A 13,142-nucleotide genomic window follows, 5' to 3' on the forward strand; every position below is an offset into this window, starting at 1 on the left:
TACGTTCGCGTGGATGCACTGGTCACCCGCGTCGGTACAAATCGAGTCGCTGCAGGACCGACCCGATCAGTACGGCGATGGGAATGATTTCGAGCCGGCCGACCCACATATTGAGTATCAGCATAGCCTTCGCAGTGTCGGGCATATCTGGCCCAGTGATGCCACTGCTGAGGCCGACGTTGCTCTGTGCGCTCATCACGTCGAAAATGACGTATTCGAGCGGGTGAGCCGGTGAGAGAACGCGGAGCAGGACCGCGACACCGATGACGAGGAACGTAATCCAGAGGATGAACACGACCGTCGCTTCGGTGTACTCGCGCTGTGCCTGTTCTTCGCTGAGACGGCGCTCGCCGATCTGCAAGTACTTGATAGCGGTTTGCGGGCGGAACACGTCCTGTATCTGCCAGACGGTCCCCTTGACTAATGTTACCACTCGGATGAGCTTGAGGCCGCTGACTGTCGACCCTGCTGCACCGCCAGTGAGCATCCCGAGACAGGCCCACAGTGTCGCGCCCGCACTCCATACCTGCTCGGTCCCGCCGCCGATTGACGCGCTTCCGAAGCCGGTGTTTGAGGTCGCGGAGACGAACTGGAACAGCGCAACCCTGAACGTCTCTTCGAGTGTCGCGTACTGACCGTTCGCGTATAGAATCCCCGTCAGGACGAGGGAGCCAGCGGTAAACCAGATAAACACCCACCGGGTCTGTAAGTCGGCGTACAGGTTCCGTATTTCGCCTTTGAAGATCAGATAGTGGATGGGGAAGGCGATACTACCCGCGACCATGACGGGCACCGTCGCGTACTCGATCAACGGGCTGTCGTAGAAGCCAATCGACGCCGAGTGAACGGAGAAGCCGCCCGTCGCAATACCGGTCATCCCGTGGTTGATAGCGTCCCATAACGGCATGCCAGCCAGCAGGAACAGGGCAATCGAGCCGAGTGTCAGTCCGACGAAGATCTTCCAGATCTCCCGGACGGTGGTGACGATGCTCGGATGAATCTTCTCGGAGCGGGCCTCACTCTCGTAGAGCGTATACGAGCCACTGCTCCCGCCGCCGCGTTGAAGAATAGCGACGGTCAGGACAATCACGCCGACGCCACCGACCCACTCGATGAACGACCGCCACCAGTGCAGCGACCGCGGCAGTTGCTCTTCGGTTTCGGCCACCGTAAGCCCGGTTCCGGTGAAACCGCTCATGCTTTCGAACACGGCATCCAGCGGGTTGAGAAACACAGCTGTGGTCTCATCCATCGCTGGCGTGTTCATCCAGACGGGGAGCGGGTCGAGCTGGATGGTCCATGCGATGAGGAGGAACGGGAGGCCGCCGAGGATACCGATAAGTCCCCATGCTGTGGCTGCGGTGACCATCGCCTCGCGTTTCTCCGGCGGCTCGGCGTCCTGATAGCGCCAGACGAGTCCGCTCCCGAGAGCGGCCATGACGAGCGCCGAGATGATGAAGGCCGGAACCGCGAAGAACTCGCCGTTTACCGCTGCGACGAGAACCGAGATCACCATCATCAACGATATGGCTTGCACGATGCGACCGACGTCACGTCCGACGGTTCGTCCGTTTACAATCATGTTAGCAATAACGACTAGGCCGACAACCGAGGCGGAAACAGCGGCGTAATCGAAGTCTCATCATCGGCATATCGGTCACCGGATTCTCAGAGTGGTGGGCAACGGACTGCTCATAGGCCGAACCCGTTCGAATCGTTCGTTGCGTGGTCTTCGTAATGGCCGAAGATGTCCGTCACCTCGGGCGTCGCCCCCGATCCGGAGTACACCGTCAACAGGTCGCCTGCTTCGATACGGGTCTGCCCTCGGGGCGTGATGGGTGCGTCGGCGTCTTTCCGTTCAATCGCGACAACGAGCGTATCGGCATCCAACAGTCCCTCCTCGTCGGCTTCAATGAGTGTCAGCCCGGCAATCGGTGCCGCCTCGGTGACTGTAATCTCGAACACTTCGGCAACGTCGCCGACCCGCATGTAGTCAACAATCGATGGCCGGTCGACGGACCGGAAGAGTGACTCCGCAATGAGGCGCTGTGGGTTCTCCATCGTATTGACGCCGATCTGCTTAAAGAGGTTCATGTGCTCCGGATTGTGGACGACCGAGACGATTGCGGGGATTTCCAGTTCCTGTGCCAGGAGGGACACCATGACGTTGGTCGCATCCTGGTCCGTCGTCGTGATGATGGCATCCGCGCGGTCGGCACCGGCATCCTCAAGCGTCTCTTTGACGGTCGCATCCGCGTTGAGGACCATACAGTCGAACTCGCTGGCGACTTCGTCCGCCCTCGCCGCGTCCCGCTCGATGACGACGACTTCGTTTCCGGTTCCCGTTGCAATCTCGATGAGCGGCGTTCCGATATCGCCTGCTCCGACAGTGATTATGTACATATGTTCTGTGTGCTAGGTGCTGTAAAATCCGCAGACACCAGGGATCACGCCTCACTCACCGTCCGCTCCGAATCGAAGACTTCCCCGAGATAGTGCCACCGGTACTTGCCGCCCTCACCCTCGATATCGGGTTCCCACTGGACACGGTAGGCGAAGGGGCCACGCCCCTCTCCGGTCTCGTCAGGCCGTTTCACGACGACAATCGTGTATGCCCCGTGGTCCTCCGTCCGAACGAGTGTCTCGCCCTCCCGGGCTTCGATAGCCTCAGTGAGCGGCGGGTGTTCGCGGAGCAATTGCTGTGCGTAATGGACAATATCGCTGAGTTGGCTGTCACTACTGTCCTGCAGTGCAGTGATCGCTTCCTCGGGGACGCTTTCAGGCGGTTGGGTATCGAGTACAGTCATATATTCGTTGCGTACCTCGTACGGACAGTCGGCGCATCTTCCGGCCTCCTATCCCTGCTGTTGCTGAGATCGTAGTCACTGCTAGAATACTGACTCGTAATAAGTGTTGCCGATTAACTACTGAATACGTATTTTATGCCTACTAAATTCAGCACTCCGAAATACTGTCAATTGGGATATGGTATCAGCGCTTGTAGTGGCTGCCTGCTCGAACGCGGTCAAAAAAAGCGCGATGTGCAATTCAGTACAAAACCCTGCGTCGGGAGAACGGTCACCAGACAGGGTTTACGACGGCGTAATCGGTTCGTTCGTCTCACCGAACGCGTCCAGCGTCGACTCGGGTACCCCGTCCCGAGCAAACACGGAGATAAGGTCGCCGGCACGGATTTCTGTATCGCCTTTCGGCGTAATCATCTCGTCACCTCGTTCGATAGCGATGATAAGGACCTCTTCGTCGAGTAGTGACTGTTCGTTCGCATCACGAAGTGTCGTGTCCACAATCGGGGCTTCCGGACTGACGGTCACGTCGACCACTTCCGCGCCGCCGGAGAGTGACACCATGTCGGTCATCGCCCCCTGCTTGCTCGCGCCGTCCGGCCCGAACGGTTCGTAGGGCGTGAAATACTCCTCCTGAATCAGGTCCTCGTCCTCGATCTCCAGGCCGAGCTTGCTGAGCTGGTGGGCGATCCGAGTGAGGTCACTCATTTCCTCGCCGACGGCCTTGATCTGGAGGTTGCCGCGGCCGGTCCGGAGTTCCCGAACGTTCACCACACCGGGGACCGTGAGCGCCTTTCTGGCCAGGTTCTCCCGCTCGCTCGCAGAGGTGTTACAGACGAACAGATTGGTCAAGCGACTCTCACACCGCTCGTAGTCGATATCGGCGTGATACCCCTTGATAATGCCCGCATCTTCGAGCTGATTGATGCGGTTGCGAATCGTCCCCGGAGAGACGTCCATCTCCTCCGCGACCATCGGGGCCGAGATGTTCCGAGCGTCCTGCTGCAGCGCGTGGATGATGCGCCTGTCGATTTCGTCGAGACGCCGACTCATACGGGGACTACAGGGTGCGTGCCAATCCCTTTTTCCCCTGAGCGCGACGGACGCCGGCCTGTGGTTCGAAATCACGACGAGCGGATGCTGACGCTGACAGCGTGATAACGTTTGTGGCGGTGCACAGCGGTCGTGCGGTTCTCAAATACTGGTATCCAGGCCGGGTCGGCGTCCGGAACTCTGGAAGCGGCAAACTACATTTCCGCTGGACTATTCATCGGGACAGCTTTTGCAACCGAACTGGCCCCGAGTTCCGGTCTATGGGTCACCATTCACTACGCTCGCTTGTGCTCGGGTGTCGCTGCCGCCGCTCTTTGGCGAATATGAATTGCATTCGATACATACTACGGTATGCACAATCTACCGGCGTATTTATTGCGGATAAACAATCAGTACGTAGCATGGCTCACGCTGAAACTAGTCTGCAGGAGTTTCTGGAGCGGTCCGATACCGCGCCACCACAACGAATCCTCTATCCGATTTTCGGGACACACGACGACTTCACGTTCGAGACGGCACTGAACATTGCAGACGGTGTCGGCGGGGAACTGCTCGTTCTCGATCTGTTCACGGGTGATGCTACCCGGAGTTCGGAGACCACGTCCGTCGGTCGAAAGCTACTGCAGGCGCGACTGGACGAGACGCACACCGCTGACGCGCATTTGATCGTCGAAGAGACCGACACGCCACTCAAGACAGCAATCAACGTCGCACAGCAGCGCCACGTCCAGTTGGCTGTACTGGACGAGCACACGCCCGAATTATTCGGCGAGGGGCTCCGAGGTGACGCAGCCGACCGGATGCGAAAGAAAGCATCGTGTGATGTGGTCTCAGTCACGTACTCACGGGCTGACTCGGGAATTTCGTCGGTACTTGTCCCGATTGCAGAGGGCACGCATTCCGCCCTCGGCGTTGTCGTCGGCGGCGCGTTAGCGATGGGTGCAGATGCACCTGTCGACCTCTTCCATGTGTCCGAAACGAAAGACGAGACTGCGGTGGCACGAGCATCGACGCTGTTCGAAACAGCACGAAGCCGCCTCCCCGAGGCAGTCACAGTAGATACGTGGCATCTCGAAGCACCCGATGTCGCGGAGGCAATTATCAACGAGTCCGCTCACTACAATGTCACAGTGATGGGCAAACCGACCCAGAGCCGCCTCCGGGAGTTCGTCACGGGCTCGGTGACTGCGGCCGTCACGGACGAATCCGAAAACGCAGTACTGACCGTCCAGCGAGATGGCGGTGATGAGGGATTCGGCTTCGAGCGAAACTGACCGATTCAGGCTGAGTGCTCCGGAACTTGACCTTGCTGTGATGCTGGTCTCCGCGGCGCGACTGTCCTACAGCGAGGCCGCGTCGCTCGCCAGTTCGTATGAACAGATATGAATGGTGGCGGCGAACCGGATTTCCCAGAGGCTCGCGCACTCCAGTACTCCCCGGAACGCTGGTGGGCTTATCTTCCGTGTTCGGGATGGGTACGGGAGGCAACCCCACCGCTGTGGCCGCCTATACGATACCTCTGACGGCCACAGGTATAAGAGTAGCTACTTGGAGACGGGAGCCGTCGAAATATCGTCCAGTCACTCAATGGAACAGGTCTGCACGGAACACGAGACCGTCCCAATCGGTTCGTAATCGCGTTCCGGTCCGCTAATCCACTTCTCAGGACTACCGGTTAATTCGATATCATCGTCGGGAGTCCTGATCTCGCCACGGCCAGTGTGAACGTTCAGGCTAGTGTTTAGATCTCAGTCCATCGCTCATTCGAACTGGCCGCTGAAGACTATTTCGTCAAGTGGTTTCCGACCGCTCGGCTTTTCGTGCTCTTTGAGGTCCTCAGGTAACGTCTCGGGATCAGCCCGTTCACCGACGGCGATCATTGCTTCGGCGTCGAATTCGTCTTCTGGGACGCCCAGAGCTTCGTGGATCCGATCCCAGTCGAAGCCCGCCATCGGGTGAACAGCCAAGTCGCGCCGGGCGCCCTCCAGAGCGAGATTCTGCCACGCAGCACCGGTATCGAACGAACGCGTCCCAGCGGACTCGCCGTTGTGCTCGAGGGTGACCTTCGAGAAAACGGCGATGAGCGCGCCAGCATTGCGTGCCCATGAGCGGTTGGCTTCGTTCAGCAGGCCGAGGAACGACTCCCATTCGTCGTCCTCACGGGTGGCGTAGACGAATCGCCAATGCTGATTGTTGAATGCGGACGGTGCCCAGCGCGCGGCTTCAAACAGCGGCAGCAGGTCATCTTCAGCAAGCGAATCACCAGCCATCGCACGCGGCGACCAGCGATTAACGAAGAGCGGGTCGACGTCGTGAGCAGGGTCCCGGTGTTCCGAAATCTCGTCGTCGAGGCTACGGCTGTAATACGTCTGTGACATCGTGTACGGTCGTTCGGTACGCCCGCTTATGTATTGATGGCAACACAGCCACAATCAGGTGACACCGACGCTATCAGTCAGTATCTGTCGAGTAATAAGATACGAAGTGCCACAGCCACACACGGCTGAGCAACTCACTGCGACTGCAGCCTGCGGATCGGTCAGTGGGCCGATGATGGAACGCCGAGCGAGACGCCGGTGAGGAATATCGGGAGGCCGGCGATAGCAACGACGGCGGCGCTGGCTGTGGCAATAGGGACAAAAAGCACGCCCAGTCCGAACGGCGCAGGCAGTACCGGGAGTACCGGTAGCATCGACAGTACGAACCCGATAGCGGCCGTTTTCATCGCTAACCGACGGTTCCCGTGGCCGACTGCGTACCCGGCCGGGAGAAGCACGAACGCGGGTCCAAGAACTAACAGCGCCGACACCGGGGGCGTGAATCCGTCCGTGACGACCATCGGAGCCGCCACTATCGTCGCCCCCAGCGCGATGCCCGCTCCGACTACTGCACCGCCAACGACCGCACGATAGCTCGCACGCTCACGGACACGCCGCTGTGAAAGTGCTATTCCACACACGAACAGCGCAGTGCCACCACCGAACAGCGGTGCCGCTATCCCACCCAACCGCAAAACGCCCGTCGCTCCAAGCAGCGACAGGGCAGTCGCTAACGCGCCGAACCCGGCGAATGCGACGCCTGCGGAGTCCCGGACTCGTTTGAGGTCCCAATCGAGCCAAGAGAGCCCTCCAGCGGCCGCGCCGATCAAGAGGGTAAACACCGCTGCGGGGAGCGTGATGTATGCGAGCGCCTTCACCGCCATCACGGGACCGAGAAGTGTTCCGACCGCGAGGAGACTCAACACCGGCCCAACGGCCGTATCACGGGGGACGAACGTCACGACACGCCCGTCGTTCAGTTCGGTCAGCGTCATCCGCTGGCCGTCGTCTGAGACGGTCGCGCCGTCAATGGTCCGCCCGACTCGCATCCCATCGGGGGCAACGATGACGAGGCGGTCAGCGCCGAGGCCGTCGAGGTTTCGATAGCCGTAGGCTTCGGTAAACTCGCCAGTGCGGACCGCCCCGCCGACAGACTGCTCGGCGAAATCGGCCTCGCGGTAGCGCAGCGTTATGACGCCGTCGCCGGAGACGTTCGCGCTCAGAAGCTCGGTGTCCCACATCGCTCTGTCGGCGATAGCGGTTCGGAGGCTCTCGTTCGCCCGGAGACGTGCAACCCCATCTGAGTCGGACAGGCGGTTGTGGACGACCCACGTTGCGCTTCCGTTGGCGTTGACGGCGACGGTAGCGTTGCTGTGGGTGACAGTGACCGAGACGCCGTGGGACTCGGCCGTCGATTCGAACGTGTCACCGCAGGCGTCACACAGCGGCCGCGGCGGCGGCGCTGCACCAGCGGGCATGGCAGTGACGAGGAGCGACGCACAGACCAGACAGAGGAGGGCGAGGTGGTGGAGTCGATGCGGGGCCATATAACATATCTACCTTGTCATGTGTTAAGAGCTATCGATTACTCAAACAACAGTTATACCAACACGGACGGCGAGTGACACTTCGGCCAAAACATCTCTGACAATTGTACCGTCTAATACATATCGCGTGGACGATTCAGGCCGTATTCAAGTATCGGCGGTGTCAGTGTGGTGGCTGAGCGGAGCGGCCGCCGTTTGGGCCTCGTCGATTACTCCTGCTGCCCACCCGATCACATCGGGGTGCGTACAGCGGATGATATCGAATCCGATGTCGCGCTCCCGGTCGATGGTCAGAAACACCGTTTCGCCGTCGATGAGGTCGATACTGCAGGGAACAGATTCGTCGAGACTGTAGTACGTCACGGACGCCGTCGCGGCCTCGATAGTCTGCCAGCGGCCACGGAGGTCAGCGTCTGAAAGCATCGTCTCGGTCAGGTCGGTGTCGAACACGACGGTCCCATCCGCTTCGTTGCCTGCCCGTACCGCCTCCTCGTACGTGTACATCGGGAGCGCGATGAACGTTCCTAGGAGCGAGCGGAACGACGACGCGTTCTGGATAGCGTTAGCGACGATGCGGGCCGCGGCGAGTGGGTCGGCACTCTGGTCGGCCACGAGTTGTCCCTCGGCGAGACACCGCAGATCGAAGTCGAACCAGTCTGTCGGCAGTCGCTGGACGACGTCGGGATACTCCTGTCCGATGGAAACCGTCCCGAGTAACTGCGTGAAATCGTCGTAAACAAGCTTTCCCAGGCCGGTTAGCGCGTACACCTTCTCCCCGTTCCGTCGCGTGATCCAGTCACGGTCCTCTAAGTCACCGAGGATTCGACTGAGCGTCACGCGCGTCACCCCCGTCCGGTCGCTCAGTTCGTCACGACTGCAGGGACCGTCAGACAAGAGTTCGAGGACGCGAAGGCGGTGTTCCGAGCGGGCGAGGAACGCCACCGCTTCGATGGCATCGCTCGACAGCCCCTCGGCGGACCGGGCCGCTGTTCCGTTCTGCAGGTTTGCGGTCGTCATTTGGGTATCCAGCGATAGTTTAGGACTGCCTAAAACAGTTTCTCCTTCGGCCTGTTGTCCGAGTTTAGATGTACGTATCCACGAAACCGGTGTCTGATTATCTGGGATGTTCTTATTCAGTATAACAACTTATATCGACAGAACCACGATGGTAGGCAGAACGCCGTGACAGCAATCGAGATCGAGTCGCTCAGGAAGTCGTACGGCGACGTGACTGCGATACCGGACCTCTCGCTCAGCATCGACGACGGCGAGTTTTTCGGGTTGCTCGGGCCGAACGGCGCTGGCAAGACCACGACGATGGAGATACTCACCGGACAGCTCAGTCCGGACGGTGGACAGGTGTCGGTACTCGGTGTCGACCCGGCGACGCAGCCAACAGCGGTCCGCGAACGAGCGGGAATCCTCCCGGAGAAGGAGTCACCACCGAGTTTCATGACGCCGCGCGAGTACTTCGACTTCGTCGGTGCTATCCGGGATATGCCCGACGACGCGGTGACCGAGCAGACCGAGTCGTGGGCCGACCGTCTCGGCTTTACCGAGAAACTCGATACACTGTCATCGGACCTTTCGCGGGGCCAACAGCAGAAAGTGATGATCGCCGGCGCGTTCTTCCACGAGCCAGCCGTCGTGTTCATCGACGAACCGCTGGCGAACCTCGACCCGATCGTTCAGGAGCGGGTCAAGCGCTTCCTGCGCTCCTACCGGGACGACGGCAACACAATCGTCGTCACCACACACGACGTAGACGTCGCCGCCGAACTCTGTTCGCGGGTCGGCATCATGTACGGCGGCGACCTCGTCGCCGACGTCCGTCCGGCGGAACTCGACGCCGATGTAACGCTCCTCGACGTGTTTCTGGACAACGTCGACGCAACAGTGGACCGGGGAGCCAACCCTCTGACACATGAGTGACGGTCGGGCGCGCAGGGTGTTCGTCGAGATGCTCCGCGAGGAGTGGCGACTCCACAGCCGGCTCTTCCGCGGCAGTCACTTCTCCCTGTTTCCGGTGTTCATCTGCCTGCTCGTTGGCGGCGCAGCCAAGCTTCTCGCTGTTACCGGGACCGAACCGAAAACCGTGTTCGCCGGGCTCCACGCACTGGTGTTCGTCTTCGGTCTCCACACGGGGTCTCTCGGATTTGTGGGACGGGATGCCCTCCGGAACCTCCTCGGTGACGTGACGCTGCTGGTGTTCTCTGCCCGCACGCTCCCGCTGTCGCAGAACACGTTGCTGGGGCTGTTCGTCGTCAAGGACAGTGTCTACTACGCAGTGCTGTTTCTGCTGCCGATCTCTCTGGGAACGGTGCTTGCAGTCCATGGCGTCGCCGGGCCTCTCCTCGTCGTTGCGACTGTCTCCCTTCTGTGGACGACCCTGGCACTGACGTTCGTCCTCGGGATGGGAACGACGATTGCGGCCCTCGGTCTCACCGGCCGCGGCGTTCCCGGTCTGGCACTACTCGCGGCCCCACTCGTCGCAGTCGGTGCAGCGCTAGCCAGTGGTGTCGATGTCGTCTCCTACACCCCCTACGGCCTGTTTCTCGCTCAGACTCCCCTGCGGGTCGGCGCGACAGCGACCGTCATCCTCGGCGTCTTTCTGCTCGGGGCGCTCACCTTTGACGCAACCGCCCCTCGCTCCGCTCGAACAGTCGAACCGGTCTTCCGCCGCTGGTGGCGACGGATCGGTGACCCAGTTGCGACCAAGAGCCTGCTCGACATCCACCGGAGCGCAGGCGGGTTCGGGAAGGTCCTTTTCTCGGCGGCGGTGCTGTTTGGTGTCACCGCCGCGCTGGTCGATTTCGCCGGCCAGATAACGGGCGTGCCACCGTCGACCGGAATCTCGTTCGGTGCGATTCTCGGGCTCTCGGGATTTACGACGTATAACTGGCTCACGCAATCCGACGACGTTACCCTGTACTTCGCCCATCCCCTCTCTGTGAACGCCGTTTTCGCGGGGAAGTTCCGGGCGTTCCTCCTGCTCGGCCCGCTGGTCGGACTCGCGTTCTACGGACTCGCACTGGCCTGGCGTGGCGGGCCGGTCGCCGAGGCGGTCGTCGGGGCCGTCCTGCTCGTCGGTGTCGCCTGCTACATCTTCGGCACCACCGTGTACCTCACCGGCCTCTCTCCGAACGAGTTCCTCTTCGACACGGCCCTGTTCGCTGTTTTCGGCGCGGCAATGGTCCTCCCGCTGGTCCCGATCCTCATCGCCGGGTTCGCCATCTCACCGCTGTCCGGGCCCCTGCTTGCCGCGCTCGGTGGGTCTGGTGGCGTCCTGGGCGCTGTCGGCGTCGGCCTTTACCGTCGGTCGTTACCGAAGTGGGCGACGCGGTATCAACAGGCGTGAACTGCAAAACAGCTGTCCGTGACGACGAATCGGACACAAGCCACCGAAATGTATCGGTAATGCGGTCGACGTAACCGAATGCGGGCTCTGTGTCGTCACTGCCGGATTCCCGCGCTGAATATATTCGCACAAAGGCTCTCTACGGCAGCTAGCGACCGATAGATCGTATGGCAGAACAGCAACTCGATCTCCGAGAGATTCCACCGCCGAAGCGACACCCGAAGATCTTCGACGCGTTCGAGGAACTGGACAGCGGAGAGGCACTGACGATTGTCAACGACCACAAGCCGACGCCGCTCTATCACCAGATGGCCGCGGAGCGACAATCGTTCGACGCCGAGGGCTACACTGTCGACCGCATCGGGCCGAACGAGTTCATCGCGACCCTCCCGAAGAAGTAGCGACAAACTCGGAGTCCAAGTCCCGGTTTCCGAATCGCTTTTGTTGGTCAGTATTGGTACTCGGATATGGACCGCCGTACCGCGAGACTACTGAACGGTGTGCTAGCGCTATGCTGTCTCGCGCTTGTCTTCGCTGCCGTGTATCCGTTCAGTACTGCGAGCCCACACGCGGAAAACCCGGTCGACGAACGGTTTACCGTTCCCGAGTCCGATGAATACCGGGCGTCGGGAGCGATTGTCGCGGATAGTGAAACAGCGCTCGAATTCGAGGGCGCTGTGACCGCTGACGGCGGCCGCTACCTGTTCATTGACGAGGGTGATGTCCGAACCGAACAGTATCAGGCGTCGCCGGGCGACCCGGTCTACAGTCGTATCGTCGTCGACGACGACGGCAGTACCGACCGCCGGCGAGAGCAGATCCAGAGCGATACCGATCGGGAACTCCTTCAGGAGACCCGGACTGACGGGGCCGTCACGTTCATCCTCAAGCAGGAGTCAGAGGATGTGGCGGACGATGTCTCGGGCGCGGCGTCGGTAGTCGTCAGGAGCCTGTACCTCGTCGAATACGAACGGGAAGCCGACGCCGCTCAGGCAGCGACCGTCTACAAGCCGAAAAACGGCTGGTACGAGGGGCGGGAAACGTACCACGTCACCGGGGCTACGGGGACAGTGCGAACAGTCGGTGACACGACTGACGTTCGCTCCGCGACAGTTACGTGGGACCTGACGAAGTCCGCGGGGACGTATGCAGAACTCGCCTTGGGCAGACTGGCAGGGAAGGCACCGGAAACATACGACCTCTCCTTCGAGTTCGATTCGGGCGAGACGACAGTGAATCGACCGGCGTGGGTCACCGACGCCCGTACTGAACGTAGCGGACAGTCACAGGACGCGTCGTAACGGCAGGGCTGTCGTGTACGGTCTGTATGGAGCCGCCAGCCCTCGGCGACCCGTCTAAGAGTGAAGACTAAGCGCTGTAGAGACTGGGACTGCAGGCAGTAGAGCAGAAAACTGCGGTTGTCTTCCCCTCGACGGGCTGAAAGTGCCATATTCGCCGCGTGTATGGCCGGTTTTTATTTCCTTCCCCGCGAACTACCGGACAGAATGGCATCCTACGAGGCGTTTGACCCAGCCGTCGAAATCAACGGGCAAACGGTACTCACGATAGTCGAGGAGGCGATGGGGAAGTTCTCAGACGAGTACCGGGAACGAGCGCTAACGGCGCTCGATGCGGAGGGAATCACCGACCCGGCGGCCGACGAGTGGTACCCACAACAGGCCTGGCTGAACGCGTTCGAGACGATTGCCGACGACCTGCAACCGCACGTCCTCGACCGACTCGGCGAACAGATCCCGCGTGTCGCTGACTGGCCGAACGATTTCGATTCTGTTCCGGAGGGGCTCCAGTCGATAGACGAGGCCTACCAGCGCAATCACCGTGGCGGGGATATCGGGCACTATCGCTTCGAATCCGTGGGCGAGCGGACCGGCGAGGTGACGTGTGAGAACCCGTATCCGTGCCCGTTCGACCGTGGCCTCATCCGGGGTGTCGCCCAGCAATACGCGCCGGTCGGCGCGTTCGTGTTCATCGAAGAAACGGGTCAGACGTGTCGTCGGAACGGTGACGATACGTGTACGTACACCGTCTACTGGTAACGCGG

13 protein-coding genes and 1 rRNA gene are annotated in these 13,142 nt (G+C 60.7%); 6 read left to right on the plus strand and 8 right to left on the minus strand.

The window, feature by feature from the left end:
- Positions 1 to 22: 22 nt before the first annotated feature.
- From HAH_RS17845 to HAH_RS17860, 4 genes are all read right to left on the minus strand, one after another.
- Positions 23 to 1,582, minus strand: coding sequence for a TrkH family potassium uptake protein (locus HAH_RS17845; RefSeq protein ID WP_014031104.1), 1,560 nt, complete (start codon positions 1,580 to 1,582; stop codon positions 23 to 25).
- 110 nt (positions 1,583 to 1,692) lie between these two features.
- Positions 1,693 to 2,403 carry a potassium channel family protein gene (locus HAH_RS17850; protein ID WP_014031105.1) on the minus strand — a complete coding sequence of 237 codons (711 nt, stop codon included), beginning with the start codon at positions 2,401 to 2,403 and terminating at the stop codon, positions 1,693 to 1,695.
- A gap of 44 nt (positions 2,404 to 2,447) precedes the next feature.
- The gene (locus HAH_RS17855; RefSeq protein ID WP_014031106.1) at positions 2,448 to 2,807 is read right to left on the minus strand and encodes a hypothetical protein; all 360 of its coding nucleotides are present in this window, start codon (positions 2,805 to 2,807) and stop codon (positions 2,448 to 2,450) included.
- Between the two features lie 285 nt (positions 2,808 to 3,092).
- Positions 3,093 to 3,857 (minus strand): Lrp/AsnC family transcriptional regulator, encoded by a 765-nt coding sequence (locus HAH_RS17860; protein ID WP_014031107.1) that lies wholly within the window; start codon positions 3,855 to 3,857, stop codon positions 3,093 to 3,095.
- A 401-nt stretch (positions 3,858 to 4,258) separates the two neighbouring features.
- Here HAH_RS17860 and HAH_RS17865 point away from each other — a divergent pair, with 401 nt between their 5' ends.
- The gene (locus HAH_RS17865) at positions 4,259 to 5,131 is read left to right on the plus strand and encodes a universal stress protein (protein ID WP_014031108.1); all 873 of its coding nucleotides are present in this window, start codon (positions 4,259 to 4,261) and stop codon (positions 5,129 to 5,131) included.
- A gap of 113 nt (positions 5,132 to 5,244) precedes the next feature.
- Here the strand turns inward: HAH_RS17865 and rrf are convergent.
- The 4 genes from rrf to HAH_RS17885 form a co-directional block, all read right to left on the minus strand.
- Positions 5,245 to 5,367: ribosomal RNA gene (gene rrf / locus HAH_RS17870) — 5S ribosomal RNA — on the minus strand.
- 250 nt (positions 5,368 to 5,617) lie between these two features.
- Complete coding sequence (locus HAH_RS17875; RefSeq protein WP_014031109.1) at positions 5,618 to 6,235, minus strand: nitroreductase family protein; 618 nt, start codon at positions 6,233 to 6,235, stop codon at positions 5,618 to 5,620.
- A 161-nt stretch (positions 6,236 to 6,396) separates the two neighbouring features.
- Entirely contained in the window at positions 6,397 to 7,722 is a 1,326-nt protein-coding gene (locus HAH_RS17880; protein WP_014031110.1) for a hypothetical protein, read from the minus strand.
- A gap of 147 nt (positions 7,723 to 7,869) precedes the next feature.
- Positions 7,870 to 8,739: a helix-turn-helix transcriptional regulator gene (locus HAH_RS17885; protein ID WP_014031111.1), complete on the minus strand. Its 870-nt coding sequence runs from the start codon at positions 8,737 to 8,739 to the stop codon at positions 7,870 to 7,872.
- A gap of 165 nt (positions 8,740 to 8,904) precedes the next feature.
- Between HAH_RS17885 and HAH_RS17890 the strand changes: the two genes are divergently transcribed.
- The 5 genes from HAH_RS17890 (at position 8,905) to HAH_RS17910 (ending at position 13,137) form a co-directional block, all read left to right on the plus strand.
- Positions 8,905 to 9,654 (plus strand): ABC transporter ATP-binding protein, encoded by a 750-nt coding sequence (locus HAH_RS17890; protein ID WP_014031112.1) that lies wholly within the window; start codon positions 8,905 to 8,907, stop codon positions 9,652 to 9,654.
- Complete coding sequence (locus HAH_RS17895; RefSeq protein WP_044952793.1) at positions 9,647 to 11,080, plus strand: hypothetical protein; 1,434 nt, start codon at positions 9,647 to 9,649, stop codon at positions 11,078 to 11,080. The genes HAH_RS17890 and HAH_RS17895 overlap by 8 nt, the downstream gene beginning before the upstream one ends.
- 167 nt (positions 11,081 to 11,247) lie before the next feature.
- Positions 11,248 to 11,481 (plus strand): DUF2249 domain-containing protein, encoded by a 234-nt coding sequence (locus HAH_RS17900; RefSeq protein WP_014031114.1) that lies wholly within the window; start codon positions 11,248 to 11,250, stop codon positions 11,479 to 11,481.
- A gap of 66 nt (positions 11,482 to 11,547) precedes the next feature.
- Positions 11,548 to 12,381 carry a hypothetical protein gene (locus HAH_RS17905; RefSeq protein WP_014031115.1) on the plus strand — a complete coding sequence of 278 codons (834 nt, stop codon included), beginning with the start codon at positions 11,548 to 11,550 and terminating at the stop codon, positions 12,379 to 12,381.
- 204 nt (positions 12,382 to 12,585) lie between these two features.
- A complete protein-coding gene (locus tag HAH_RS17910) occupies positions 12,586 to 13,137 on the plus strand; it encodes a hypothetical protein (RefSeq protein WP_014031116.1) in 552 nt (183 codons plus the stop codon).
- Positions 13,138 to 13,142 lie beyond the last annotated feature (5 nt).

Origin of the sequence: Haloarcula hispanica ATCC 33960 (genome assembly GCF_000223905.1) — an archaeon.
Lineage (GTDB): Archaea > Halobacteriota > Halobacteria > Halobacteriales > Haloarculaceae > Haloarcula > Haloarcula hispanica.